This is a genomic window from Streptomyces sp. NPDC005898, assembly GCF_040629635.1.
Taxonomy (GTDB): Bacteria; Actinomycetota; Actinomycetes; order Streptomycetales; family Streptomycetaceae; genus Streptomyces.
Map to the genome: position 1 here is coordinate 25,987 of NZ_JBEXWC010000033.1, position 23,677 is coordinate 49,663.

The 23,677-nt window shown below is 72.3% G+C and carries 27 protein-coding genes; 4 read left to right on the forward strand and 23 right to left on the reverse strand.

The genetic code is table 11. From position 1 onward, the window contains the following. Window positions 1–224 precede the first annotated feature (224 nt). On the forward strand, window positions 225–1,034 hold the full coding sequence (locus ABZ385_RS30185; protein ID WP_358913908.1) for an NAD(P)-dependent oxidoreductase: 810 nt from the start codon (window positions 225–227) through the stop codon (window positions 1,032–1,034). A gap of 88 nt (window positions 1,035–1,122) precedes the next feature. Further along, window positions 1,123–2,331, forward strand: coding sequence for a TerD family protein (locus ABZ385_RS30190; RefSeq protein WP_358913922.1), 1,209 nt, complete (start codon window positions 1,123–1,125; stop codon window positions 2,329–2,331). Between the two features lie 77 nt (window positions 2,332–2,408). Here ABZ385_RS30190 and ABZ385_RS30195 read toward each other — a convergent pair whose 3' ends face one another. The 3 genes from ABZ385_RS30195 to ABZ385_RS30205 all read right to left on the reverse strand — a co-directional run bounded on the left by ABZ385_RS30195 (window position 2,409) and on the right by ABZ385_RS30205 (window position 6,159). Next, the gene (locus ABZ385_RS30195) at window positions 2,409–2,636 is read right to left on the reverse strand and encodes a CarD family transcriptional regulator (RefSeq protein WP_358586269.1); all 228 of its coding nucleotides are present in this window, start codon (window positions 2,634–2,636) and stop codon (window positions 2,409–2,411) included. 406 nt (window positions 2,637–3,042) lie between these two features. Beyond that, a complete protein-coding gene (locus ABZ385_RS30200) occupies window positions 3,043–4,521 on the reverse strand; it encodes an alkaline phosphatase PhoX (protein ID WP_358913909.1) in 1,479 nt (492 codons plus the stop codon). 171 nt (window positions 4,522–4,692) lie between these two features. Further along, window positions 4,693–6,159, reverse strand: coding sequence for a hypothetical protein (locus ABZ385_RS30205; RefSeq protein WP_358586273.1), 1,467 nt, complete (start codon window positions 6,157–6,159; stop codon window positions 4,693–4,695). Window positions 6,160–6,441: 282 nt separating this feature from the next. Between ABZ385_RS30205 and ABZ385_RS30210 the strand changes: the two genes are divergently transcribed. Further along, window positions 6,442–8,289, forward strand: coding sequence for an endonuclease/exonuclease/phosphatase family protein (locus tag ABZ385_RS30210; RefSeq protein WP_358913910.1), 1,848 nt, complete (start codon window positions 6,442–6,444; stop codon window positions 8,287–8,289). A gap of 36 nt (window positions 8,290–8,325) precedes the next feature. On the opposite strand, the gene ABZ385_RS30215 is transcribed toward ABZ385_RS30210, so the two are convergent. The 14 genes from ABZ385_RS30215 to ABZ385_RS30280 form a co-directional block, all read right to left on the reverse strand. Beyond that, on the reverse strand, window positions 8,326–9,063 hold the full coding sequence (locus ABZ385_RS30215) for an SRPBCC domain-containing protein (RefSeq protein WP_358586277.1): 738 nt from the start codon (window positions 9,061–9,063) through the stop codon (window positions 8,326–8,328). A 146-nt stretch (window positions 9,064–9,209) separates the two neighbouring features. Beyond that, a complete protein-coding gene (locus ABZ385_RS30220; protein WP_358586279.1) occupies window positions 9,210–9,941 on the reverse strand; it encodes an antibiotic biosynthesis monooxygenase in 732 nt (243 codons plus the stop codon). Between the two features lie 105 nt (window positions 9,942–10,046). Next, window positions 10,047–10,835, reverse strand: a complete 789-nt coding sequence (locus tag ABZ385_RS30225; protein WP_358913911.1) for an SGNH/GDSL hydrolase family protein — start codon at window positions 10,833–10,835, stop codon at window positions 10,047–10,049. A gap of 176 nt (window positions 10,836–11,011) precedes the next feature. Continuing rightward, window positions 11,012–11,278 (reverse strand): DUF4235 domain-containing protein, encoded by a 267-nt coding sequence (locus ABZ385_RS30230; protein WP_358586283.1) that lies wholly within the window; start codon window positions 11,276–11,278, stop codon window positions 11,012–11,014. Beyond that, window positions 11,275–11,910, reverse strand: a complete 636-nt coding sequence (locus ABZ385_RS30235) for a DUF3618 domain-containing protein (protein WP_358586285.1) — start codon at window positions 11,908–11,910, stop codon at window positions 11,275–11,277. Before ABZ385_RS30235 ends, ABZ385_RS30230 begins: the two co-directional genes overlap by 4 nt. Continuing rightward, window positions 11,907–12,329, reverse strand: coding sequence for a phage holin family protein (locus ABZ385_RS30240; RefSeq protein ID WP_358586287.1), 423 nt, complete (start codon window positions 12,327–12,329; stop codon window positions 11,907–11,909). The genes ABZ385_RS30235 and ABZ385_RS30240 overlap by 4 nt, the downstream gene beginning before the upstream one ends. Before the next feature lie 52 nt (window positions 12,330–12,381). Next, window positions 12,382–13,059, reverse strand: a complete 678-nt coding sequence (locus ABZ385_RS30245; protein WP_358913912.1) for a hypothetical protein — start codon at window positions 13,057–13,059, stop codon at window positions 12,382–12,384. Further along, complete coding sequence (locus tag ABZ385_RS30250; protein ID WP_358913913.1) at window positions 13,056–13,232, reverse strand: hypothetical protein; 177 nt, start codon at window positions 13,230–13,232, stop codon at window positions 13,056–13,058. The genes ABZ385_RS30245 and ABZ385_RS30250 overlap by 4 nt, the downstream gene beginning before the upstream one ends. A gap of 108 nt (window positions 13,233–13,340) precedes the next feature. Then, window positions 13,341–14,570: a WD40 repeat domain-containing protein gene (locus tag ABZ385_RS30255; RefSeq protein ID WP_358913914.1), complete on the reverse strand. Its 1,230-nt coding sequence runs from the start codon at window positions 14,568–14,570 to the stop codon at window positions 13,341–13,343. A gap of 2 nt (window positions 14,571–14,572) precedes the next feature. Beyond that, complete coding sequence (locus ABZ385_RS30260; protein ID WP_358913923.1) at window positions 14,573–15,127, reverse strand: SigE family RNA polymerase sigma factor; 555 nt, start codon at window positions 15,125–15,127, stop codon at window positions 14,573–14,575. 139 nt (window positions 15,128–15,266) lie between these two features. Beyond that, the gene (locus tag ABZ385_RS30265; RefSeq protein ID WP_358913915.1) at window positions 15,267–15,875 is read right to left on the reverse strand and encodes a hypothetical protein; all 609 of its coding nucleotides are present in this window, start codon (window positions 15,873–15,875) and stop codon (window positions 15,267–15,269) included. Window positions 15,876–16,017: 142 nt separating this feature from the next. Next, the gene (dapD, locus tag ABZ385_RS30270) at window positions 16,018–17,007 is read right to left on the reverse strand and encodes a 2,3,4,5-tetrahydropyridine-2,6-dicarboxylate N-succinyltransferase (protein WP_358583768.1); all 990 of its coding nucleotides are present in this window, start codon (window positions 17,005–17,007) and stop codon (window positions 16,018–16,020) included. Window positions 17,008–17,050: 43 nt separating this feature from the next. After that, window positions 17,051–17,611 carry a TetR family transcriptional regulator gene (locus ABZ385_RS30275; protein WP_358913916.1) on the reverse strand — a complete coding sequence of 187 codons (561 nt, stop codon included), beginning with the start codon at window positions 17,609–17,611 and terminating at the stop codon, window positions 17,051–17,053. Next, complete coding sequence (locus tag ABZ385_RS30280) at window positions 17,611–17,931, reverse strand: multidrug efflux SMR transporter (protein WP_358583771.1); 321 nt, start codon at window positions 17,929–17,931, stop codon at window positions 17,611–17,613. Before ABZ385_RS30280 ends, ABZ385_RS30275 begins: the two co-directional genes overlap by 1 nt. A 345-nt stretch (window positions 17,932–18,276) precedes the next feature. Here ABZ385_RS30280 and ABZ385_RS30285 point away from each other — a divergent pair, with 345 nt between their 5' ends. Then, a complete protein-coding gene (locus ABZ385_RS30285; protein ID WP_358913917.1) occupies window positions 18,277–19,203 on the forward strand; it encodes an oxidoreductase in 927 nt (308 codons plus the stop codon). A gap of 52 nt (window positions 19,204–19,255) precedes the next feature. Here the strand turns inward: ABZ385_RS30285 and ABZ385_RS30290 are convergent, their stop codons facing one another. Genes ABZ385_RS30290 through sufD form a run of 6 tightly spaced genes read right to left on the reverse strand, consistent with a single transcriptional unit; the run spans window position 19,256 to window position 23,619 of the window. After that, window positions 19,256–19,594, reverse strand: coding sequence for a metal-sulfur cluster assembly factor (locus ABZ385_RS30290; protein WP_030784222.1), 339 nt, complete (start codon window positions 19,592–19,594; stop codon window positions 19,256–19,258). Further along, the gene (sufU, locus tag ABZ385_RS30295) at window positions 19,591–20,082 is read right to left on the reverse strand and encodes a Fe-S cluster assembly sulfur transfer protein SufU (RefSeq protein ID WP_358583775.1); all 492 of its coding nucleotides are present in this window, start codon (window positions 20,080–20,082) and stop codon (window positions 19,591–19,593) included. The genes ABZ385_RS30290 and sufU overlap by 4 nt, the downstream gene beginning before the upstream one ends. Window positions 20,083–20,098: 16 nt before the next feature. Further along, window positions 20,099–21,355, reverse strand: coding sequence for a cysteine desulfurase (locus ABZ385_RS30300; protein WP_358583777.1), 1,257 nt, complete (start codon window positions 21,353–21,355; stop codon window positions 20,099–20,101). Next, window positions 21,352–22,116, reverse strand: a complete 765-nt coding sequence (sufC, locus tag ABZ385_RS30305) for a Fe-S cluster assembly ATPase SufC (RefSeq protein ID WP_125512037.1) — start codon at window positions 22,114–22,116, stop codon at window positions 21,352–21,354. Before sufC ends, ABZ385_RS30300 begins: the two co-directional genes overlap by 4 nt. A 7-nt stretch (window positions 22,117–22,123) precedes the next feature. Further along, the gene (locus ABZ385_RS30310) at window positions 22,124–22,441 is read right to left on the reverse strand and encodes a bifunctional 3-phenylpropionate/cinnamic acid dioxygenase ferredoxin subunit (RefSeq protein ID WP_358583779.1); all 318 of its coding nucleotides are present in this window, start codon (window positions 22,439–22,441) and stop codon (window positions 22,124–22,126) included. After that, complete coding sequence (gene sufD, locus ABZ385_RS30315; protein ID WP_358697625.1) at window positions 22,438–23,619, reverse strand: Fe-S cluster assembly protein SufD; 1,182 nt, start codon at window positions 23,617–23,619, stop codon at window positions 22,438–22,440. The genes ABZ385_RS30310 and sufD overlap by 4 nt, the downstream gene beginning before the upstream one ends. Window positions 23,620–23,677 lie beyond the last annotated feature (58 nt).

A 23,677-nucleotide genomic window follows, 5' to 3' on the forward strand; every position in this document is an offset into this window, starting at 1 on the left:
GGCGCCCCGTCGGCCGAGGTCAAGCGGACGAACCCCCCGCGGAAGAGCGGATTCAGCGCCTCCGGGAGACTGCGGGAGACTCCGGGAAGCCGCCCGAAGACACTTGACGCGGCGCGACCGCGATCCCTAGCTTGTCTACGGATGTGAATCCTGTACGTCGATAAGAACCGTCACGTCCGTCCGTACGGCTACGCGCCCGCATACGGCCGCCCGAGGAGACCCGCATGCCCGCTGCCCGCACCGTCCTGCTCACCGGCGCCGCCGGCGGCCTCGGCACGCTGATGCGCGACCTCCTGCCGGCCCATGGGCACGACCTGCGCCTGCTCGACGTGCGTGCCATCGAGGACGAGCCGGACGCGATCGTCGCCGACCTCGCCGACAAGGAGGCGCTGCGTGCGGCCGTACGGGGGGTCGACGCGGTCCTCCATCTCGCGGGCATCTCCCTGGAGTCCACCTTCGACAAGATCCTCAAGGCCAACATCGAAGGGACGTACAACCTGTACGAGGCGGCCCGCGCGGAAGGTGTGCGGCGGGTGGTTCTCGCCTCCTCCAACCACGCGGTGGGCTTCACGCCGCGCCCCCGAGGGGACGACCCGCTGATCCCGGTCGACACCCCGCACCGCCCCGACACGTTCTACGGCCTGTCGAAGTGCTTCGGCGAGGACCTCGCCCAGTTCTACTGGGACAAGCACGGCATCGAGACGGTCTCCGTGCGCATCGGCTCCTGCTTCCCCGAGCCGACGAACGTACGGATGCTGTCCGTCTGGATGAGCCCCGCCGACGGCGCCCGGCTCTTCCACGCGGCGCTCACCGCCGAGGACGTCGGGCACACCGTCGTCCACGGCTCGTCCGCCAACACCCGCCTGTGGTGGGACCTCTCCTCCGCGCGGGCGCTCGGCTACGACCCGCGGGACGACTCCGAGCCGTACGCCGCGAAGCTCGTCGCCGAGCAGGGCGAACTGGACCCCGCCAACCCCGCCCACGCCCACCTCGGCGGCCACTTCTGCACCGACCCGCCGGTGTGGCCGCACTGACCCCGTAATCCGATACCCCCGCGAAAAAAGCTGCTGCGAGTAAGGGAACGGTAAAGCGGGGTCGTTCGTTACCTCTGGCATGACAGCTATGACCCCCGGCTCGAACATCCCGCTGACCGCCGCCCGCGTGGCGGTGGACGTCGCCGCCCCGGTGCGGCTCGACGTATCGGGCCTGCTGCTCACCGCCGACGGCAAGGTGCGCTCCGACGACGACTTCATCTTCTTCAACCAGCCCTCGGGCCCCGGGGTGACCTATCAGTCGGGTGGCGGTACGACCCCCGACAAGGTCATCGTGGACACGGCCGCCGTGCCGGCCGGCATCGAGAAGATCGTCGTGACCGCGAGCCCGGACGCGGCGGGCCAGACCTTCCAGGGCATCGAGCCCACCGCCACCATCCGCGACGCGGACAGCGGCTCCGTCCTCGCCACCTTCACCCCGCCGCGGCTCGGCTCCGAGACGGCCCTGGTGATCGTCGAGATCTACCTGCGCAACGGCGCGTGGAAGGCCCGCGCGGTCGGCCAGGGGTACGCCAACGGCCTCGCGGGCATCGCGACGGACTTCGGCGTCTCGGTCGAGGAGCCCGCGCCCGCCGCCCCGATGGCGCCCCCCGTGGGGCAGCCGGTCCAGGGCCCGCCCCCGCCGGTCGCCGACCCGCGTCAGGCCGCGCCGAGCGCGCCCGCCGCTCCCCCGGCCCCCGCCGCGCCCGCCCCCCGCGCCGGGAAGATCAACCTGGACAAGGGCCGGGTCAGCCTGCAGAAGAACCAGACGGTGTCCCTGGTCAAGGGCGGCAAGCCGTTGCTCTCCCAGGTCAAGATGGGCCTCGGCTGGGAGCCCGCCTTCCGCGGCAAGGACATCGACCTGGACGCCTCCGTCATCGCCTACGGCCCGAACCGCAACCACGTGGACAGCTGCTACTTCGGCAAGCTGTCGATCGTGAACGGCGCGATCAAGCACTCCGGCGACAACCTCACGGGCGAGGGCGGCGGTGACGACGAGGTGATCGTCGTGGACCTCGGCCGCCTCCCCCAGGACGTCACGGGCCTGGTCTTCACGGTGAACTCCTTCTCCGGCCAGAAGTTCACCGAGGTCGCGAAGGCGTACTGCCGCCTGATCGACGCGGCGTCCGGCGAGGAGCTGGTCCGCTTCGACCTGACGAACGCGGAGGCGCAGACAGGCGTCATGATGGCCAAGCTGATCAAGCAGTTCACCGGCGAGTGGGAAATGACCGGCATGGGCCAGTTCGTCAAGTCGCGCACGGTCCGCGGCATGGTGAAGCCGGCGGCCCAGGCGCTGTAGCCGGACATGCGTGAGGGGCGGCGGACCGCGGCATGCGGTCCACCGCCCCTCACGTGTGTCAGGTCAGCGGTCGGGCGTCAGAGCTTGGACAGCTTCGAGTAGGGGCTCAGGAAGCGTCCCTGGCGTCCCTGGAAGTCGATGACGACCGCGTCCTCTCCCTCGACGCCGACGATCCTCCCGAGTCCGTACTGGTCGTGGGAGACCCGGTCGCCCACGGCGAACTGCTCTACGGGTGGTGCGGGCGGAGCGGGCACGTTGAAGGGACTGTTCGGCAGGTGGCGGCGCGAGCCGGCGGGCCTCGTCATATTCGAAGTATGCGCCCCCGGACACCCCCCGCACCATGCTCCGAGTTCACACCGCTTTCACATCGGTATGGAACAGACACACAAGCGGCTGGTGCAGGGGGTGTTTTCCATGATCGGTTCGCCCCCTGTCCGGAGGGGCGATCTCGCCGTATCGGGTGAGACCGCACCCGCCGCCACCCGCGTTCGGAGCCGCGGACGACGCCGGTATGGCCAGTAACCGCGCGGTTTGTCGCGCCAGACGCCAGGGGTGCCAGGGCCTCGGCGGTGAGTCCGCCGGCGAAGAAGGTGCCGGAGGCACGGATCACCGGCATCGCTCCACGCCCGGGTCCTGGGGAGCCGGCAGGCCGCGTCGGCGGGCCGCCGGAAGCGACGAAATCGTGACACCTCTCACGCCCGGACAGGCGATTCAGCGCCGCTGCCGCTTCCACGGACCGGTGATGGCCAGCAGGATGCCGGGCTTCTGGATGTTGGCGAACAGCGTCCGGCCGTCGGGCGAGAAGGTGACGCCGGTGAACTCGCTGTACTCCGGGTCGTCCTCCGTGCCGAGGTTCAGTTCGTTCCGCGCGATGGGGTACGTCCGGCCGCGCTCCGTGGCGCCGAACAGGTGCTGGACGCCGTCGCCGTCCTCGGCGACGACCAGACCGCCGTAGGGCGAGACGGTGATGTTGTCGGGGCCGTCGAAGGCGCCGTCCCGGCCCGGGTCGGGGTTCACGCCGAGCAGCACCTTCAGGGTCAGGGTGCGGCGGCCCGGGTGGTAGAACCACACCTGCCCGTCGTGCTGTTCGGGGCTCTCGCCGCGGGCGAAGGAGGACACGACGTAGACGCCGCCGTCGCCCCACCACATGCCCTCCAGCTTGCGGGCGCGCGTGATGTCGCCGTCGTCGAACTGCTGGCGCACCGGCACGGTCCGCGCGTCGCGGTCGGGGACCTCCACCCAGTCCACGCCGTACACCGTGCCGATCCGCGTGGCGCGGGACAGGTCGTCGATGAAGCGGCCGCCGGAGTCGAAGCACTTGGGGGCCTGCAGGACACCCGCGTCGTCGGCGAGGGTGCGCAGCCTGCCGCGGCCGTGCTCGAAGCCGTGCGGCGGGCTCCAGCGGTAGAGCAGGCCGTTGGGCCCGGAGGCGTCCTCGGTGAGGTAGAGGTGCCCGCGCCTCGGGTCGACCACGACGGCCTCGTGGGCGAAGCGGCCGAGCGCCTTGACGGGCTTGGGGGCGCGGTTGGCGCGCCGGTCCACGGGGTCGACCTCGAAGACGTAGCCGTGGTCCTTCGTCATGCCGTTGCGGCCGGCCTTGTCCTCGGTCTCCTCGCAGGTCAGCCAGGTGCCCCAGGGAGTGCTGCCGCCGGCGCAGTTGGTGGCGGTGCCCGCGAGGGCGACCCATTCGGCGACCCGGCCGTCGCGGTGGACCTCGACCACGGTGCAGCCGCCGGACGCGGCCGGGTCGTACACCAGCCCCTCGGTGAGCGGGACGGGATGCTCCCACTTGCCGCGCGGGCCGCCCAGCTCGTGGTTGTTGACGAGGAGGGTGGTGCCGCGCGGGCCCGCGAAGGCGGCGGTGCCGTCGTGGTGCGAGGGGGTGTACTCGCCGCTCTCCAGTCTCGTCTTCCCGCTGTGGGTCAGGACGCGGTAGGAGAACCCGGCGGGCAGGGCCAGCAGGCCCTTCGGGTCGGGGAGCAGCGGGCCGTAGCCGGGGTCGTGGTGTCCGTGGCCCCGCGCTTCCGCGTCCGCGCCCACCTCGCCGGGGTCGGTGCCGTGGCCGGTGTCGGTCTCGGTGGCGGCGAGCGCGCCGGGTGCGGTGGCGAGCGCGCCGACGCTGCCGGCCAGGGCGACCCCCGCCCCGGAGAGCGCGGAGCGTCTGGTGAGGTCCCTGCGGGCGAGCGACATGGTTTCTCCTGAGGCGCGAAGGCGGATGCGTACGACCGGCTGCCGTCGGCGAAACCGTCCCGCCCGCGCTTGAACGGCGGTTGAACGCCGCTCGACGCCGAAGGGCCACCTTGCGTGAACCTGACCGCCGGGTGGGCGGGGCGATGCGCGCCCACCCTGCGGTCCGCCCGGTCACAGCCCCTGCTGCGACCTCGCCTTGAAGGCCGCCTTGCGCGCCTCCTTGGCCACCTTCTTGTCGGGGTGCAGCCGGCCCATCGCGTCCAGGACGTCCGCCGTCGCGGGGTGCTCCACCCGCCAGGCCTGGGCGAAGAAGCCGCTGTGCTGCTGTGCGAGTCCCTCGACCAGGCCCTGCAGCTCGTCGGAGTTGCCCTCGGCGGCGAGCTGCGCGGCCAGCGTGTCGATGGTGAGCCAGAAGATGAGCGCCTCCGACGGCGCGGGCACGTCCGCGGCGCCCTGCTCGGCGAGCCACACCCGGGCGAGCCCGCCGAGCTCCGGGTCGTCGAGCACCTCCCGCAGAGCGGGCTCCGCCTCGCCGCCGACCAGGGAGAGCGCCTGCTGGCAGCGGAGCCTGCGCAGCGGCGCGCCCTCGTCGCCGCCGCGGGCGGCGGCCAGCAGCTCGCGCGCCGCGCCGAGCGGCTCGTGCCGGGCGAGCCACTGCTCGATCTCCGCCTGCGCGGCGGCCTGCGGGAAGCCGGAGGTGCCCGCCAGGAGCGCGTCGGCGCCCTTGTCCGCGAGGTCGCCGACGGCGGGCGCGTCGACGCCGGCCTCCAGCATGCGGGCGCGGACGCCGTACAGGCCGAGGGGGGTGAGCCGGACCATGCCGTAGCGGGTGACGTCCTCGTCGTCCACCGGGGCGGGCTCCCGCACCTCCTCGTCGCCGTCGTCGTCGATCTCGGCCATGAGGGCCTCGTCGACCGGCTGGTACTCGACCAGGCCGAGCGGTTCGAAGAGGCGGAACTGGTCGTCGAGCCTCATCATCGCGTCCGACACCTGCTCCAGGACGTCGTCCGTGGGCTCGCCCATGTCGTCGGGGACGATCATCGAGGCGGCGAGCGCGGGCAGCGGGACCGGGCCCCCGCCGGCCGCGGCGTCGCCCACGGTGAGCAGGTAGAGGTTGCCGAGCACGCCGTCGAGGAAGTCGGCCTCCGCCTGCGGGTCCCAGCCCAGCTCGTCGAAGTTCACCTCGCCGTTCTCCTCCAGGACGTCCAGGAGGTTCTCCATGTCGGGCACGGTGGCGTCCGCGTACACGGTGTCCAGGGCACCGAGCCAGATGCCGAGGACGTCCTGCGGGCCGCCGGCGGAGAGCAGGGCCAGCTCCTCGCCCTGGGCGGCGGTGCCCTGCGCGCCCTCCTCCTCGGCGTCCGTGACGTCGACCAGGCCGGTGTCCACGGCGATCCGCCAGGCCTCGCTCGCGAGCGCGGCCGCGTCCGGGTCGTCCACCGCGAGACCCAGTTCGGCGGCGGCCGCCGGGAGCTGGTCCTCGACCAGCTCGCCACCCGCGCCGACCCGGGTCCCCGGGCCGGTCCAGCGGGCGAGCCGGACGGCGCGGGAGAGCAGCGGGGTGGCGAGCGCGGCCCGCGCGAGCTCCCCTTCGGAGTGCAGCAGCACCGGCGGCAGGGTGGCGGGGCTTACGGACATCGGCTGGTTCTCCTCCGGCGGATGGGGGGTTCCCCAGCTCGAACGGCGTCCGGAGCGCGGGGAAGGGTCGGGCAGGGCGCAAGCCTAGACGGATTTGGCCCCATGCCGCCCGGTTCATGTCCCTGTCAGAAGACGCGGGGTGCGGGAATGCCCGTACAACCTTGACAACTGCCCTGGTCAGGCAAGAGATTGACGCGCGTAGAGCACCCGCGGGGCCCCGCTCGGCCCCGTGCGACGCCGCACCGCCGCACCGTTTTCCCTCACCCTCATCCGGAGCCCCTCATGCCGCAGATACCGACGCCCCGCACCTCCAGAACGGCCGCCGTCAGTGCTGTCGTCGCCACCGCCCTGGCGGCCGGCCTGCTCGCCGCCTCCTCCTCCGCCGCCTCGGCCGACGGGGTCGGCGTCCACGACATCCAGGGCACCACCCGCGTCTCCCCGCTGGCCGGGCAGCAGGTCACCGACGTCCCCGGCATCGTCACCGGCGTGCGGACCTACGGCTCCAAGGGCTTCTGGCTCCAGTCCGCGCAGGCCGACGCGGACCCGGCCACCAGCGAGGGCGTCTTCGTCTTCACCGGCTCGGCGCCGCTCACCGTCAAGCCGGGCGACGCCGTGCGGGTCTCCGGCACGGTCGGGGAGTACGTCCCCGGGGGCACCGGCTCCGGCAACCAGTCGCTGACGCAGATCACCAAACCGACGGTGGCGGTGGAGTCCTCCGGCAACGCGCTGCCCGCGCCGGTGCGGATCGACGCACGAGCGGTGCCCGCCCGCTACGCGCCCGCCGGTGACCCGGCGCAGGGCAGCAGCGTCAACGGGCTGCCGCTGAAGCCCCGTACGTACGCCCTGGACCTGTACGAGTCCCTGGAGGGCATGAACGTCAGCATCGGCACCTCGCGGGTGGTCGGGGCGAGCGACCCGTACAACGAGCTGTGGGTGACGGTGAAGCCGCACGAGCACCGCGACCGGCGCGGCGGCACCGTGTACGGCTCCTACGACGCGCAGAACGGCGGCCGGCTCCAGATCCAGCAGCTCGCGCCGGTCTCCGAGCACCCCTTCCCGAAGGCGAACGTCGGCGACGTGCTGACCGGCGGCGCGGCCGGCCCCCTGGACTTCAACCAGTTCGGCGGCTACACCCTCGCCGCCCGCGAGCTGGGCGACGTCCGCGACAAGGGCCTCGTGCGGGAGAAGACGCGGCGCCAGGCCAAGGGTGAGCTGGCCGTGGCCACGTACAACGTCGAGAACCTCGACCCCACGGACCCGCAGGAGAAGTTCGACGCGCTCGCCGGGGCGGTCGTGACGAACCTCGCCTCGCCCGACGTCGTCGCCCTGGAGGAGATCCAGGACGACAACGGCGCGAAGAACGACGGCACGGTCACCGCGGCCGCGACCCTGCGCAAGTTCACGGACGCGATCGCCGCCGCGGGCGGGCCGCGCTACGAGTGGCGCTCCATCGACCCCGTGAACAACAAGGACGGCGGCGAGCCGGGCGGCAACATCCGCCAGGTGTTCCTCTTCAACCCCGAGCGGGTCTCCTTCACCGAGCGCGCGGGCGGGGACGCGACGACGGCGACCGAGGTCGTCCGCGCGGGCAAGCGGGCCGCGCTGAGCCACTCCCCCGGCCGGATCGACCCGCAGAACGAGGCGTGGACCAACAGCCGCAAGCCGCTGGCCGGGGAGTTCACCTTCCGTGGCCGCACGGTCCTCGTGATCGCCAACCACTTCAGCTCCAAGGGCGGCGACGAGGGCCTCACCTCGCACCACCAGCCGCCGGTGCGCTCCTCGGAGACGCAGCGCCTCAAGCAGGCGCAGGCGGTGAACGGCTTCGTGAAGGACATCCGCGAGGTCCAGCGCGACGCGGACGTCGTCGTGCTCGGCGACATCAACGACTTCGAGTTCTCGGCGACCGCCAAGGCCCTCCAGGACGGCGGCGCCCTGTACGCGGCCGTCAAGTCGCTGCCGAGGAGCGAGCGTTACTCGTACGTCTACCAGGGCAACTCGCAGGTCCTCGACCAGATCCTGACCAGCCCCGGCGTCGGCGACGGCTTCTCCTACGACAGCGTGCACATCAACGCGGAGTTCGCCGACCAGAACAGCGACCACGACCCGCAGGTGCTGCGCTTCAAGCCGTAGCACTTCAGGCCGTAACGGGCGGGCGGCGGGGCCGGTTCAGCCGTAGAGGTGGTGGAGCCAGTCCTGCCAAGCCAGTTCGGTGCGCTTGGCGTCCGCATGCGGGCCGAAGTCGTGCACGCGGACGGCCACCGGCGCGCCGAAGTGGTTGCGGCCGAAGAAGCGGTGCAGGGTGTCGTCCGTCCGCAGGCCGATGAAGTACCGGCTGCGGAAGTCGATCACGGCGTCCAGTTCCGCGCCCGGCGCCTCCACGCGGACGCGGGCCCCCTCGCTCGCGTCGTCGGGCAGGCCGAGGGCGCGGGCCAGGCGCGCGAAGGCGTCCGGTCCGGCCGAGCCGGGCGGGCCGTTGAGGGCGCAGAAGACGGCGGCGCGGCCCCCGAAGTAGGCCAGGTACTGGCGCAGGGTGTGCAGATGGAAGTCGACGCGCTTCGCGGCGTCCTCGTACTGGTCGTGCCCGTGCTCGGTGAAGACACCGCTGTGGACGTAGCGCAGCCAGGAGCGGCGGCCGCCGTCCCGGGGCTCGATGGTGTGGTCCAGCCGGTCGAGGCCCTGGCCGCGCACGCCGTCGGGGTCCTCGACCCGGGCAGTGAGGCGGTGCGGCGGGTCCCAGCGGGTGACGGTGCCGCCGAAGGGGGCGGCGCCGCCCTCACGCGGTTCGTAGCGCATGGGCCACAGCCAGCCGCCGGTGCCGGTGGTGAGGGCGGCCCAGACCTCGGCCGGCGAGCCCTCGACCTCGAACTCGCGGGCTATCTCGAACTCCTTGCCGCCGCCGCTCATACCGACTCCCTCGGGGTCCCCGTCGACTCCGGACGCCACCGAGCGGCACCGTCCGCAGCCTTCCACCGTCCCGCCACCGTCCCGCCGCCGGCCCCGGCTGTCCAGGCGGGCGCGGCGAGCGGCGGCAGGCGGCCCGGGATCTACGCTCAGCTCGGTATGAGGCGGTACGCGAAGCGGTACCGGGCGACCGATCCGCCGGAGGCGACGCCGGGGAAGTCGCGCACCCGCCGCCACTGCGGTGTCGGCGAGCCGACGCCCTCGCCCGCCGCGGCGAGCGCGTCGATGTGGGCCTGCTCGGTCTCCCACCGCGCGTAGTTGACGACCCTGGTGCCGTCCGTGGTGGTGTGGAAGTGCGCCGAGATCAGCCCCTTGTCCTGGACCGGGTCGCTGTCCAGTGCCGTCAGCACGCCGTCGATCCAGGCGCGCTGCCGGTCGGCGTCGGGCCCGTCGAAGTCGACCTGTACGACCACGATCGCGCCGGCCGGCCGGTCGTCGCGGCCCGCGTCGGCGTACCAGCCTCGGTGGAGCCGCGTCTTGGAGAGGGAGAGGCGGGCGATGCCCGGCACGGCCGCGTCGATGTCGGCGTTGCGGGCGTCCCTGCCGTTCGCCGGGCTCGCGAAGAAGTCCTGGTAGGCCTCCTCGTCGCGCCACTGGGAGTGGTGCAGGAGCGTGGTGCCGTCACCGCCCGCGTACACCGTGTACGACAGCAGCCCCGCGTGCGGCCAGGGACGGCTCTCCCAGGCCCGCGCGATGGCGTCCAAGGTGGCCTGCCGCCGTTCGGGCGAGCCGGTGTCCCACGTGCTGAAGAAGGTGAGGCCCGCGTCCGGGTGGTCCGGGTCGGGCAGGGTGGCGGTGCTGAGGGTCCTGGTCGCAGACATGACTGTCCATCCGTCCGTCGGTGCGTGTCGTCGCGGTGCCGGTGGGGTCCGGCTCCGGTGCACGCACCACGCTCCGACCTCAAGCGCGGTTCAGGTCAAGCCCGTTCACGCTCCGGTGTGCACCGCGCCGAGGACGGGGCGCTTGGCCTGCCGGCCGTCCCCCGACGAGCGCCCCCGCATCCGCCGCCACAGCCACGGCCCCATGAACCCCGCGAACCAGCGTGCCTCCGCCGTCACCTGCGCGAACACCGACGCCCGGGCGAGCGGCGGCAGCGCGGTCAGCCAGCTCCGGTGCCCCGGCAGGCCGAGGGCGTCCGCCATCCCGGCGGCGATCCTCGCGTGGCCCAGCGGGCTCGCGTGCATGCGGTCGCCGCTCCACAGGCGCGGGTCGGTGGTGATCCGGTGCGGGAACGTGTCGAGCACGGTCACGCCGTGCCGGTCTGCGGCCGCCCGGATCCGGGCGTTCAGGTCCAGGACGCGGGGCAGCGCGCGCCGCGCGAGTGGGGAGATGCGCCCGAGGTCGGGGAAGGTCACGGTGGCGACGTGCGCGCCCGCCGCGGTCAGTTCGGTGAACATCTCCTCGATGTCGGCGGCGACGCGCGCCGCGTCGAAGCCCGGCCGCACCAGGTCGTTCATGCCCGCCATGACGGTCACCAGATCGGGCTTCAGCGCGAGGGCGGGGCCCAGCTGCTCCGCCTTGATCCCCGCCGTCAGCCGGCCGCGCACGGCGAGATTGGCGTAGGTGAGATCGGGGTTGGCGGCGGCGAGTATCTCGGCGAGCCGGTCGGCCCAGCCCCGGTAGCCGTACGTCTCGTCGCCGTCCCCGAGGCCTTCGGTCTGGCTGTCCCCCAGCGCGACGTAGCGTGCGTACGGATGGTGCTGCGTGGTGGTCATGGGCCGAGCTTCCTCCGCCCACCGGACCCCGTCAACGCGCCCTCACAGCCCTTCCCGGCCCACCGGCGACCCGCCCCGGCGCCCTCTCGCCGAAGGCCCACAACCCACGAAGGGCCCCCGGCCCGGGGTGCGCCACAAGGCGCCCGCCCCGGGCCGGGGGCCCCGCGAAGGGCGTTTCAGCCGGGCCAGCGGCCCGTCACACGGCGTACGCCGACCGCGCCGCCGCGCTCCACCGCCGCCTTGACCACGGCGAAGATCGCGCCCTGGAGCGCGGCGGCGGCGAGGATCTCGCGCAGGTTCCGGTCCTCGTCGTGGGCGTCCGGGGCGTCGTCCTCGCCCGCCACCGCCTTCCACGTACGGGCGAACAGGGAGCTCGCGACCATGCCGCCGAGCATGCCGAAGGCCATGCCGAGCGGCTTGTACAGCACCGTGGCCTTGCTCATCGGCGCCCACCCCGCTTCCGGCCGCGCAGCAGCACGTACGCGAGCAGCACGCCCGCTCCCGCCGCGACGAACGCGCCGGGGCGCCGGCTGCCGGCCCGTACGACGCCGTTCGCCACGGCCTTGACCTGCTCGGGGGTGTTCTCCTGCACGAGCCGGGCCGCCTCGGCGACCTTCTCCTCGGCCTGGGCCACGGCCTGGTGCTCCTCCGCACGCGCCTTGGCCCCGAGCACGGCGCCCTTCACCTGGGCGGCGCCCTCGATCGCCTTGCCCTTGGCCAGAGCGGCGCCCTCGATCGCCTTGCCCTTCACCTGGGCCGCGCCCTCGATCGCCTTGCCCTTGGCCTGCGCCGTCCCCTCGGCGGTCGCGCTCTGCGCGTGCCCCGCCTCGTCCGTCGCCTTGCTCTTCACGCGCGCCGCCTGCTCCGTCATCTTTTCCTTCACCTGTGCCGCCGTTCCTCGTACCTGGCCCTTGACCGCCTCGGCGCGCTGCCGGGCGCGGGTCTTCACATCCGCCTTGGCGGCCAGCTCCTCGACGGTCTCGCCGAGTCGGCCGCGGGTCTCCTCGATCTGCCGGCGCAGCTCGTCCGGACCCTTCACGCCCGTCTTCTCGGAATCCTTCGGCGTATTCGTCATCGGTGCGCCCTTTCCTTGATCTCCTCGACGTCCGCCTTGACGCTGTCGATGGCCTCCTGCGGCACGGGCGGAACCGCGCGGGCCAGCTGACCGCGTCCCATCACGGCCAGTACCCCGGCCACGACGAAGAGGACGCCGGTGACGATCAGAGCCGCCGCCCAGACGGGCAGGGCGAGCGAGAGCGCCGCGATCGCCGTGGCGGACAGGGCCATGAGCCCTACGTACGAGATCGCGCCGGCCGCGCCGATGAGCCCGCCGCCGCGGCCCGCGCGTTTGCCCTTCTCGGCCATCTCCTGTGCGGCGAGCCGCATCTCCTGGCGCACGAGCTCCGAAAGCTGTGTGGTGGCCTGCTCGACGAGTTGACCCACCGAGTGCTGCGCGTTCTCGCGCGTCGGCTGCTCGTCCATGGTCCCGGTCACGGGTGCCGCCTCCCTTCTGGCTGGGAGGCCCGAGTACCCGCGCCCGGCCGCGCTATCCCCGCTGATCCCCGGCCAGCCGGGACAACTCGGCCTGGAACCAGTCCAGGCGTGCCTGGAGAAGCGCGGCCTCGGCCATCAGTTCGGGCATCCCGACCCCCGTGAGCGGGCCCGCGGGCCCGTCCGGGGCGGTGGGCGGGGCGGGCGCGACGACGGTGAGCCCCTCGCCCGCGAGCCGCGCGAACCCGGCGACGGACACGGCCTGCCGCCCGCCCCGGCACCGCCCGCACGCCGCTTCGAGCACCCGCCACCCCGGCCGGCCCCACCCGGCGTCGGCCAGGAGCGAGGCGGGGGCGCCGCAGCCGCACGGCGGCACGGTCGCGCCCCGCACCCGCTGCCTGGCGTACCGGAAGCCGCGCTCGAAGCGGATGTACGCCCCGAGCACCGTCACTTCGAGGAGCACCGCCCCGCGGTGTTCGGCGGTGCACAGCAGCCCCTCGGCGGTGGCGCGGTCGTGCACGCAGTGGAAACCGCAGTCACAGCGGCGGCTGGGGGCGCTGTGCCGTCTGCCGTAGACGCAGCGCGCCTCGTCGAGCACTCCGTAGGGCAGGCCCGCGCCGAGGGAGACGCCGGTGAAGGCGGCCCGGGTGCCGTCGTGGGACAGCACCGGGCGGGCGATCTTGTATCCGGTCGGCGGCTCCGTCGGGCGTTCCTCGGGGAGCCGCGCCCTCATCGGGTGACCGCGGCCTCGACGGCCCGGGGCTCCGGCACCGACTCCGGGGCCTTCGGGCCGGGACGGGACGCGGACGCCCTGTCCGCGCGTGCCGTCTCATCCGCGCGCGCCGTCTCCTCCTGTCGCGGCTGTTCTTCGGCGATACCGGTCGCGAGTGCCTTGCCGAGCCTCATGACGCCTCCTAGGGACCGACTGTCGTGCCATGGTGACCCATACAGGGCCGAGTTGGCACCAGTGCGTACGTCATCTCCTCACCGTCGCGCACGGTTCCGCACCGCTCCTCACCGTTCGGCGAAGACCGGCGTCCAGCGTCCGGCGGAGTCCTCCTTCGCGGAGCGGTAGCCGCTGAGCGGAACGGTCTTGCGCTCGCCGATGGTGACCAGGACGAGCCGCTGCCGGTATTCGCTCGTGCCGGGTTCGATGTCCCAGGCGATGAGCCGCCGCGAGTCGGCCCAGGCGAGCAGCTGCTGGCCGGGCACCTTGGCGACGCGCTTGCCGGTCGCGGGGTCGATGACCTCGGACGCGGTGGTTCCGGCGCTCCCCGCGAAGTCGCCCGCGGCGAGCTTCCCGTCCGGCGAGAGCCCGGCCTCGTTGTACGGGCGCAGGTGCTTCTCCTTCGGCGGGGCGCTCCGCTCACGGCCCTCGAAGTCGTAGTACTGCTGGTAGGGCGCGATGGTGAGACCGGAGAGGACGAGGGTGCCGTCCCGGCTGAACCCGAAGTCCTCCCGGGCGTTGATGCCGGAGAGCCCGAACTCGTCGGGCTTGTCGGACTTCATCTCCACGGCGCTCCAGTGGGCCTTGCCCGACGCCACGTCGATGACGTAGAAGCCGGTCCTGCTCGGTTCGCCGGGACCGGGCCGCTTGTGGTTGCCCTCGTGGATCGGCCGGTCCATGTCGAGCCGGTCCGGGTTGTTCGCGTAGGTCGTGGCGACGAGTTTTCCGCCGTCCGGCGAGAACGCGAGCCCGGCGACGCCCCGCCGCACCGGGATCCAGCGCTCGACCTCCCCGGTCAGCAGGTTCAGCAGGCCGACCCGCTGTGCGGGCAGCCCGCGTTCGACGACGGCGGCGGTGCGCAGGCCGGGGGCGACGGCCAGCCACGCCCACCGGGCGTCCTTGCGGTAGGTGCCCGTCCGCTGGTCGAGCAGGTGGTAGGTGCGCTCGACCAGTTCGTCGCCGTCCGGCAGCTTGACGCGGCTGCGCGTGCTGTACGCGGCGAGCGCCGTGTTCCCGACGGCGATCAGGTCCCGGGGCGGTGTCTGCCCGGGATGCGCGACGATGTCACCGCTCCGCAACTCACTGGCCGGGCGCGCCTCGTGGGGCCCCGGGTCGCGACTCGGCACCGCGACGGCCACCACCGCGGCCGTCACGACGGCGAGCGACGCGCCGGTGAAGGCCCGGGCCCTGCGGCGGCGCCGTGTGGCCAGCACCCGGTCGGCGAGGTCACCCGGCGGGGGCGCGCCCTGGTCGGCCTGCTCCCGCAGCGAATCGCGCACCAGTTCTTCCACGTTCACGGTCATACCTCCATGGGCGAGAAGTCGCGGGACGCCGGCCGGGGTTCGCCGTCCGGCCGGTCGAGGCGCTCCAGGTCGGGAGCGAGGCTGCGCAGCCGGGCGAGGGAGCGGTGCGTCGTGCTGCGCACCGTGCCGACGGAGCAGCCGAGGAGCCGGGCGACGTCCGCCTCCGGCAGGTCCTCGAAGTAACGCAGCACCAGTACGGTCCGCTGGCGTGTGGTGAGCTTGGCGAGCGCCCCGCGCAGTACGATCCGCAGCTCCGCGGCGGACGCGCCGTCCCCCGAGGCGGCGCTCTCCGGCGGGTCGGCGACGGCCAGTTCGCGGCGCGGCCACTTCAGCCGCCACCGGCTGACCTGCTGGCGGTAGAGGACGCGCCGTACGTACGCCTCCGGCTCGTCGATCCGGCGCCAGCGGGCCGCCACCTTGACCAGCGCGTTCTGCAGCAGGTCCTCACCCGCGTGCCGGTCGCCGCCGCTGAGCAGCACCGCGGTCTTCAGCAGCGCCGGCGATCTGCTCGCCACGAACTCCCGGAAACTGTCCTGCTCTTCGGCATCCATCGTCACCTTCGCTCCCTGGGGGGCCTGTTGCCCTCCCGTACCAGTGAGGACGGGTCCGGACGCCCCCTGCTATGCCTGCTGACCGAGACAGAAAAAAGCGGCCGCCCCGGAGGGTGGCCGCTTTGGGCGGAGAGGTTGTTCAGCTGGCGGTGGGGAAGCCCGCCGCCTTGGTCCAGCGCAGCGTGGTGCCGCCCCGGCTGAAGGTGACCTTCTTGCCCCCGGAGGCGACGGCGATCTTCTCCCAGCCGTCGAAGTTTTTGGTGAGGTGCTTGTCCCAGGTGGTCAGCCGGCCCGTGGCCACGGTGGCGACCGACTCGGTGGGCGGCTCGCCGTCCGCGCAGTACACACCGAAGTCCCCGAAGGCGGCGACGGTGCCGTCCTTGGCCTTGAGGGTGATGCCCTGGCAGGCGTCGGTCCTCGTCTTGTAGATCACGGCGGGCTTGGACCAGCCCCTGGCCCGGGGGCTGTAGTCCTGTACGAAGAGTCCCTTGCCCCGCATGTAGTGCATGGCCACGCGCCGCCCGTCGGCGAGCTTGACCTGGGCGTTGAAGGGGCTCGGGCTCCCGCTCCAGGGGATGTCGCTCTTGCGCAGCGGGTAACCGTGGTCGCCCGCCACGGCCCGGCTGACCTCCCGCTCGACGCCCCGGCCGTCCCCCTGGACCTGCCCGGCGCTCTGCCCGCACCCGACCAGCAGCCCGCACACGGTCACGGCCCCCAGAGCCAGCGCCCGCACACCTGTTCCACGCATAGGACTTCCCCCTGTCGCCCGGCCCCGCGCCCAGCGGCGGCCACCCCGCAGTTGTAGCAGGTCGGCCGGCGCGGCGGGCCGGCGGCGGCCCGGCGCGCTGGGGGGCGGGGCGGCCGCGGGCGCTCGGCCGCCCCGTCGTGGGTCAGTTGTGGCTGTGCAGGATCTCGTTCAGGCCGCCCCAGACCGCGTTGTTCGGGCGGGCCTCGACCGTGCCGGTGACGGAGTTGCGGCGGAAGAGGATGTTCGAGGCGCCGGACAGCTCGCGGGCCTTGACGATCTGTCCGTCGGGCATGGTCACGCGGGTGCCGGCCGTGACGTACAGGCCCGCCTCGACGACGCACTCGTCGCCCAGCGCGATGCCGACGCCCGCCTCGGCGCCGATCAGGCAGCGCTCGCCGATGACGATGCGGACGTTGCCGCCGCCGGACAGGGTGCCCATCGTGGAGGCGCCGCCGCCGATGTCCGAGCCGTCGCCGATGACGACGCCGGCGGAGATGCGGCCCTCGACCATGGAGGTGCCGAGCGTGCCCGCGTTGAAGTTCACGAAGCCCTCGTGCATGACCGTGGTGCCCTCGGCGAGGTGCGCGCCGAGCCGGACCCGGTCGGCGTCGGCGATGCGGACGCCCTTCGGCACGACGTAGTCCGTCATGCGCGGGAACTTGTCGACGGACGTCACGGCGAGGTGCAGCCCCTCGGCGCGGGCGTTGAGCCGCACCTTCTCGACGTCGTCGACGGCGACCGGGCCGAGCGAGGTCCAGGCGACGTTGGCGAGGAAGCCGAACTGGCCGTCGAGGTTGACGCCGTGCGGCTTGACCAGGCGGTGCGAGAGCAGGTGCAGGCGCAGGTAGACGTCGTGGGCGTCCAGCGGCTTGTCGTCGAGGGAGGCGATGACCGTACGTACGGCGATGATCTCCACGCCACGGCGGGCGTCCGGCCCGATGGCCTTGGCGGCGCCCTCGCCGAGCAGCTCCACGGCGCGCTCGGCGCTCAGCCGCTCGCTGCCGGCCGGGCCGGCCTCGGCGACGAGTTCGGGCGCGGGGAACCAGGTGTCGAGGACGGTGCCGTCGGCGGTGACGGTGGCGAGGCCTGCGGCGATGGCGCCGGTGGTGCGGGGTGCGTTCGTGTCGGTCATGGGTGAAACCTAACCGGAGCGGCCTCGCGCGGGCGAACCGGTCTCAGGGTCCGGGCCGCTCGCGCGCGGGCGCCAGCAGCCGGCCGAGCATCTCGCGCGCGTACGCCTCGTCGTACGTCCCGCCGGTGAGCAGCACCTGGAGGCAGATCCCGTCCATCAGGGCGACCAGGGCGCGCGCCGTGACGGGGTCGGTGCGGGGCGCGAGGACGTCGCTGACGCCCCGGCACCACTCGGCGGCCACGGGGCGCAGGGCGGGTCTGCGCAGGGCGGCGAGATAGAGCTCGTACTCCAGCTCGACGCCGGTGCGCTCCCCCGCGAGCCAGTCGCCGAGGAGCCGGGCGAGCTCCGCGGCGAGGTCGGCGCGCGGGTCCGCGAAGGCGCCGCTCGCGGCCACCGCCTTCGCGAAGCCCTCGTTGGCCTGCCGCAGCGCGGCGACCAGCAGCTCGTCGAGCGTCTTGAAGTGGTACGTGGTGGAGCCGAGCGGCACGTCGGCCTCGGCGGCGGCCGAGCGGTGGCTGAGCCCGGCGATCCCCTTCGCGCCGACGACGCGGATCGCGGCGTCGATGATCCGCTGGCGGCGCTCGGGGTCGTGGCGGCGGGGCATCAGTGGGCCCCGCCGAGGTTGAGCACGACGACGCCGACGATGACGAGGGCGAGGCCGACGAGCTTGACCGGACCGGCCGATTCCCCGAGGAAGAGCATGCCGATGGCGGCGACGGCCGCGGTGCCGACCCCGGCCCAGATCGCGTAGGCGGTGCCCACGGAGAGCGTCTTGAGGGTCTGCGCGAGGAGGGTGAAGGCGATCAGATATCCGGCGAGCGTGATCAGCGAGGGCCACAGCCTGCTGAACCCCTCGCTGTACTTCATGGCCGTGGTGGCCGCCACCTCCGCGGTGATGGCCCCGGCGAGCAGCGCGTATCCCATGCGTACGAGTGTACATATCGTTATGTACGGTTGTACGTAAAGGCGTTCCGTTCGCAGCGGTTAGGGTGACGCGATCTCTGTGGGGGGCCACAGGACGCACGACGCACACCATGGAGCGCGAGAGCGATGCCGGACACGCCGGGGTGGGGACCACACGGATCGCAGGGGCCGCAGGGACCGCAACAACCACAGGGGCCGCAGGGACCGCAACAACCACAGGGGCCGCAGGCGGGGCCGGGTCCCGGGTGGGGTCCGTACGGCTGGCAGCAGCACCCCTGGGGCCCGCCGCCGCCTCCCCCGCCGAAGCCCGGCGTCATCCCCCTCGCCCCGCTCGGCGTCGACCACGTGTTCGGCGGCGCCTTCGCCACGATGCGGCGTCACGCCAAGCCGCTCTTCGGCACGGCGGCTGCGGCGTACGGCCTGCTGGCCGCGGTGATGGCGGGCGCGCTGCTGCTGGCCCACGCCGTGACCCGCGACGAGTTCCGGGCCATGTACGCGCCGGGCGCCACCTTCTCCTGGGAGCACGGCCGGCCGCTGCTGCTGGCCTTCGGCGCCGTCTGGCTCACGGGACTGCTGGGCAGCCTCGCCGTCAACTCCTTCCTCCAGGCCGCGTGCGCGCAGACCCTGCAGGAGGCGGTCCTCGGCCGCCGGGCGACGTTCCGGGCGGTGTGGCGCGGGGCGTGGGCGCGCACCCCGTCGGTGGCCGCCGTGACGCTGCTGCTCGCCCTCGTCCTGCTGCTGCCGCTCGTGGTCCTCGCCGTGCTCTTCGTCGCCTTCTTCGTCTCCGTCATGACCGATTCGAGCGCCCCCTTGGGCCTGATCTTCCTCCTCTTCCTCCTCGTGACCCCGCTGTCGGCGTGGCTGTACGTCACGTTCGCCTTCGCCCCCGCCGCGGCGGTCCTGGAGACGGCGGGCCCCTACACGGCCCTCCGCCGCTCCGCCCGCCTCGTACGCGGCGCCCGGTGGCGCACGTTCGGCATCTCACTGCTCGCGGGGCTCATCGTGCTGATCGTGTCCCTGGCGCTGCGGCTCCCCCTCCAGCTCGCCGCCCCGGAGCCGCCCGTCGTGACCCCGGACAGCGACACGTCGGAGATCTTCTTCGACCAACTGCGCGGCCAGTTCGGCCTCTACGCCCTCGCGGGCCTGGCGGCCGGCCTCCTCACCCAACTCCTGGCCTCACTCTTCCTCCCCCTGGTGACGACCCTGCTCTACATCGACCGCCGCATCCGCACGGAGGGCCTCGCCCAGGCGCTGGACTCAGCGGCGCGATGAACACGACGAAGCCCCCCGGAGATCCTCCGGGGGGCTTCGCGGTGTACGTGGCTCAGACGTTGAAGCCGAGCGCCCGCAGCTGCTCGCGGCCGTCGTCCGTGATCTTGTCCGGGCCCCACGGCGGCATCCAGACCCAGTTGATCCGCAGCTCGTTGACGATGCCCTCCGTCGCGGACTTCGCCTGGTCCTCGATGACGTCGGTCAGCGGGCAGGCCGCCGAGGTGAGCGTCATGTCGATCGTGGCGATGTTGGCGTCGTCGACGTGGATGCCGTAGATCAGGCCGAGGTTGACGACGTCGATGCCCAGCTCGGGGTCGACGACGTCGTAGAGCGCCTCGCGGACCTCTTCCTCGGAAGCGGGCTTCGTGGTCAGGGTCTCGTTCTCGCTCATGCGGTCTTCCTCTCAGCGGCGGCGCCCGAAGCGGCGGCACCGTCGTTCTCGCCCAGCGCCTGCGCCGTCGCGTCCTTCCACGCCATCCAGCTCAGCAGCGCGCACTTGACGCGCGCGGGGTACTTGGAGACCCCGGCGAACGCGACCGCGTCCTCCAGGACCTCCTCCATGGCGTCGTCGGGCTCCACCTTGCCCTTGGACTGCATCAGCTCCAGGAACACTTCCTGGATCCTCTGCGCCTCGGCCAGTTCCTTGCCGACCAGCAGGTCGTTCAGGACGGACGCGCTGGCCTGGCTGATGGAGCAGCCCTGGCCCTCGTAGGACACGTCGGCGATCGTCGACCCGTCGTACTTCACGCGCAGGGTGATCTCGTCACCGCACGTCGGGTTGACGTGGTGCACCTCGGCGTCGCCATCGCGCAGACCACGCCCGTGCGGGTGCTTGTAGTGGTCCAGGATGACTTCCTGGTACATCGAATCCAGCTTCACGTGCTCAGCCAGCCCCTCAGCCGAAGAAGTTCCGTACGTGCTCCAGGCCGTCGACGAGGGCGTCGATCTCGCCGGGCGTGGAGTACAGATAGAACGACGCTCGCGTGGTCGCGGGAATTCCGTAGCGCAGGCAGACGGGGCGGGCGCAGTGGTGGCCCACGCGGACCGCGATGCCTTCCTCGTCCAGGACCTGGCCCACGTCGTGCGGGTGGATGTCGCCGAGCGTGAAGGAGATCGCGGCGCCGCGGTCCTCGGCCGTCGTCGGACCGATGATCCTGAGGTCCGGGACCTCGAGGAGGCGCTTGACCGCGTACTCGGTGATCGCGTGCTCATGCGCGGCGATCTTGTCCATGCCGATGGCCGAGAGGTAGTCCACGGCCGCGCCCAGGCCCACGGCCTGGGAGACCGGGGGCGTGCCCGCCTCGAACTTGTGCGGCGCGGGAGCGTACGTCGACGAGTTCATCGACACGGTCTCGATCATCTCGCCGCCGCCGAGGAACGGCGGCAGGTCCTCCAGGAGCTCCTGGCGGCCCCACAGCACGCCGATGCCCGTCGGCCCGCACATCTTGTGGCCGGTGAAGGCCACGAAGTCGGCCTGGAGCGCCTGCACGTCCAGCGGCATGTGCGGCGCGGCCTGCGAGGCGTCGATGAGGACGAGGGCGCCGACCTCCTGGGCGCGGCGCACGATCGCCTCGACCGGGTTGAGCGTGCCCAGGATGTTCGACACCAGCACGAAGGAGACGATCTTCGTCTTCTCCGTGATGATCTCGTCGATGTTCGACAGGTCGAGACGTCCGTCGTCGGTGAGGCCGAACCACTTCAGCTTCGCGCCCGTGCGCTGCGAGAGCAGCTGCCACGGCACGATGTTGGAGTGGTGCTCCATCTCGGTGATGACGATCTCGGTCTCGTGGTCCACGCGGTAGGGCTCATCGGCCCAGCCCAGCATGTTGGCCACGAGGTTCAGCGACTCGGAGGCGTTCTTGGTGAAGATCACCTCGTTGCGGCTGGGCGCGTTGATGAACGCCGCGACCTTGTCGCGGGCGCCCTCGTACAGCGCCGTGGCCTCCTCGGCGAGGACGTGCACGCCGCGGTGGACGTTGGCGTTGTGCTGCTCGTAGTACTCGTTCAGTACGTCGAGGACCTGGCGCGGCGTCTGGGACGTCGCCGCGTTGTCCAGGTACACGAGCTTCTTGCCGTCGTGGATCGTGCGATCCAGGATCGGGAAGTCCTTGCGGATCGCCTCGGTGTCGAGGAGGCCCGGCAACTGTGTCACGCGGATGCGCCGCCCTTCGTGTAAGCCTCGTAGCCCTCGGCCTCGAGCTTGTCGGCGAGCTCGGCGCCGCCGGACTCGGCGATGCGACCGTTCGCGAAGACGTGCACGAAGTCGGGCTTGATGTAGCGCAGGATGCGCGTGTAGTGCGTGATCAGCAGGGTGCCGACCTCGCCGGTCTCGCGGACGCGGTTGACGCCGTCCGAGACCTGGCGCAGCGCGTCGACGTCCAGACCGGAGTCCGTCTCGTCGAGGATCGCGATCTTCGGCTTGAGGAGCTCCATCTGGAGGATCTCGTGGCGCTTCTTCTCACCGCCGGAGAAGCCCTCGTTCACGTTGCGCTCGGCGAAGGCCGGGTCCATCTGGAGCTGCTCCATCGCGGACTTGACCTCCTTCACCCAGGTGCGCAGCTTGGGGGCCTCGCCGCGGATCGCCGTCGCCGACGTACGCAGGAAGTTGGAGACCGAGACGCCGGGGACCTCGACCGGGTACTGCATGGCGAGGAACATGCCGGCGCGGGCGCGCTCGTCGACGGACATCTCCAGGACGTCCTCGCCGTCGAGGGTCACGCTGCCCTGGGTGATCGTGTACTTGGGGTGGCCCGCGATGGAGTAGGCGAGGGTCGACTTGCCGGAGCCGTTCGGGCCCATGATGGCGTGGGTCTCGCCCTGCTTCACGGTCAGGTCGACGCCCTTGAGGATCTCCTTGGTGGAGTTGTCGGCCTCGACGGTGACGTGCAGGTCCTTGATTTCAAGCGTTGCCATGGGTGCCTCAGGACTCCTGGGAGAGGGAGACGAGCACGTCGTCCCCTTCGATCTTTACGGGGTATACGGGGACGGGGCGCGTCGCGGGAAGACCGGACGGCTTGCCGGTGCGGAGGTCGAACGCGGAGCCGTGCAGCCAGCACTCGATCTGGCAGTCCTCCACCTCGCCCTCGGAGAGGGAGACGTTCGCGTGCGAGCAGATGTCGTGGATCGCGAACACCTCGCCCTCGGTGTGGACGACCGAGACCGGCGTGCCGTCGAGTTCCACCCGCTTGGGGGTGTCCTCCGTCAGCTCACCCAGTCCGCAGACGCGTACGAAGGTCATGCGACCGTCGCCTCCAGCTCCTCTTCGATCTTGGCGAGGAGGCGCTCCTCGATGTCCGGCAAACCGATCTGCTGGACCAGCTCGGCGAAGAAGCCGCGCACGACCAGGCGGCGCGCGTCCTCCTGCGAGATACCGCGCGACTGGAGGTAGAAGAGCTGCTCGTCGTCGAAGCGGCCGGTCGCCGAGGCGTGGCCGGCGCCGACGATCTCGCCGGTCTCGATCTCCAGGTTCGGGACCGAGTCCACGCGGGCGCCGTCGGTCAGCACGAGGTTGCGGTTCAGCTCGTAGGTGTCCGTGCCCTCGGCGGCGGCCTCGATGAGGACGTCGCCGATCCACACCGCGTGGGCGCTGTCGCCCTGGAGCGCGCCCTTGTAGACGACGTTCGACTTGCAGTGCGGGGTGTTGTGGTCGACCAGGAGGCGGTGCTCCTGGTGCTGGCCCGCGTCGGTGACGTACAGGCCGAACAGCTCGGCCTCGCCGCCGGTGCCCGCGTAGGCGACGCGCGGGTGCAGGCGGACCAGGTCGCCGCCGAAGGTGACGACGACGGACTTGAAGGAGGCGTCGCGGCCGATCAGCGCGTTGTGCTGGGCGACGTGCACCGCCTTGTCGTCCCAGTCCTGGACGGAGACGACGGTGAGCTTGGCGCCGTCGCCGACGATGAAGTCGACGTTGGCGGCGAGCACGGCGTCACCGGTGTGGTCGATGACGACGAGGGCCTCGGCGAACGCGCCCACCTCGATCACCTGGTGCGCGAAGGCGGTGCCGCCCTCGCCGTGCACGGAGATCCGGATGGGCTCGGTGAGCACCGTCTCCTTGGGGACGGACACGACCGAGGCCTTCTCGAAGGAGGAGTAGGCCTGCGCGGCGACGCGGTCGACGGGCGTGCCCGCCCTGCCGACGCGCGCGTCGTCCCGGCCCACCGTCTCCTGGGTGACGCCGTCGGGGGCGCTCACCTCGACACGGATACCGCCGTCGGCCACCGCCGTGCCGTCGTGCAGCCCGCGCAGCCGCTCCAGCGGCGTGAACCGCCACTCCTCCTCGCGGCCGTGGGGGACCGGGAAGTCCGCCACGTCGAAGGACGGGGGGGCGCTCATGCGGGTGGCGACGGTGGACTCGGCGGCCACCGCGATGGATCCGGCGGTCGTCGATCCCACCGGGGAATTCTGGGCCTCAGCCATGGCTGTCGTCGTGCTCTCTCTCTGCGCTCTGCGTAAGAAGTCTGCTCGCTGCGGGGAT

Coding starts and splice junctions, on each gene's coding strand:
- ABZ385_RS30185 (WP_358913908.1), top strand. CDS start 225: ATGCCCGCTGCCCGCACCGTCCTGCTCACCGGCGCCGCCGGCGGCCTC.
- ABZ385_RS30190 (WP_358913922.1), top strand. CDS start 1,123: ATGACCCCCGGCTCGAACATCCCGCTGACCGCCGCCCGCGTGGCGGTG.
- ABZ385_RS30195 (WP_358586269.1), bottom strand. CDS start 2,636: ATGACGAGGCCCGCCGGCTCGCGCCGCCACCTGCCGAACAGTCCCTTC.
- ABZ385_RS30200 (WP_358913909.1), bottom strand. CDS start 4,521: ATGTCGCTCGCCCGCAGGGACCTCACCAGACGCTCCGCGCTCTCCGGG.
- ABZ385_RS30205 (WP_358586273.1), bottom strand. CDS start 6,159: ATGTCCGTAAGCCCCGCCACCCTGCCGCCGGTGCTGCTGCACTCCGAA.
- ABZ385_RS30210 (WP_358913910.1), top strand. CDS start 6,442: ATGCCGCAGATACCGACGCCCCGCACCTCCAGAACGGCCGCCGTCAGT.
- ABZ385_RS30215 (WP_358586277.1), bottom strand. CDS start 9,063: ATGAGCGGCGGCGGCAAGGAGTTCGAGATAGCCCGCGAGTTCGAGGTC.
- ABZ385_RS30220 (WP_358586279.1), bottom strand. CDS start 9,941: ATGTCTGCGACCAGGACCCTCAGCACCGCCACCCTGCCCGACCCGGAC.
- ABZ385_RS30225 (WP_358913911.1), bottom strand. CDS start 10,835: ATGACCACCACGCAGCACCATCCGTACGCACGCTACGTCGCGCTGGGG.
- ABZ385_RS30230 (WP_358586283.1), bottom strand. CDS start 11,278: ATGAGCAAGGCCACGGTGCTGTACAAGCCGCTCGGCATGGCCTTCGGC.
- ABZ385_RS30235 (WP_358586285.1), bottom strand. CDS start 11,910: ATGACGAATACGCCGAAGGATTCCGAGAAGACGGGCGTGAAGGGTCCG.
- ABZ385_RS30245 (WP_358913912.1), bottom strand. CDS start 13,059: ATGAGGGCGCGGCTCCCCGAGGAACGCCCGACGGAGCCGCCGACCGGA.
- ABZ385_RS30250 (WP_358913913.1), bottom strand. CDS start 13,232: ATGAGGCTCGGCAAGGCACTCGCGACCGGTATCGCCGAAGAACAGCCG.
- ABZ385_RS30260 (WP_358913923.1), bottom strand. CDS start 15,127: ATGGATGCCGAAGAGCAGGACAGTTTCCGGGAGTTCGTGGCGAGCAGA.
- ABZ385_RS30265 (WP_358913915.1), bottom strand. CDS start 15,875: ATGCGTGGAACAGGTGTGCGGGCGCTGGCTCTGGGGGCCGTGACCGTG.
- dapD (WP_358583768.1), bottom strand. CDS start 17,007: ATGACCGACACGAACGCACCCCGCACCACCGGCGCCATCGCCGCAGGC.
- ABZ385_RS30275 (WP_358913916.1), bottom strand. CDS start 17,611: ATGCCCCGCCGCCACGACCCCGAGCGCCGCCAGCGGATCATCGACGCC.
- ABZ385_RS30280 (WP_358583771.1), bottom strand. CDS start 17,931: ATGGGATACGCGCTGCTCGCCGGGGCCATCACCGCGGAGGTGGCGGCC.
- ABZ385_RS30290 (WP_030784222.1), bottom strand. CDS start 19,594: ATGAGCGAGAACGAGACCCTGACCACGAAGCCCGCTTCCGAGGAAGAG.
- sufC (WP_125512037.1), bottom strand. CDS start 22,116: ATGGCAACGCTTGAAATCAAGGACCTGCACGTCACCGTCGAGGCCGAC.
- ABZ385_RS30310 (WP_358583779.1), bottom strand. CDS start 22,441: ATGACCTTCGTACGCGTCTGCGGACTGGGTGAGCTGACGGAGGACACC.
- sufD (WP_358697625.1), bottom strand. CDS start 23,619: ATGGCTGAGGCCCAGAATTCCCCGGTGGGATCGACGACCGCCGGATCC.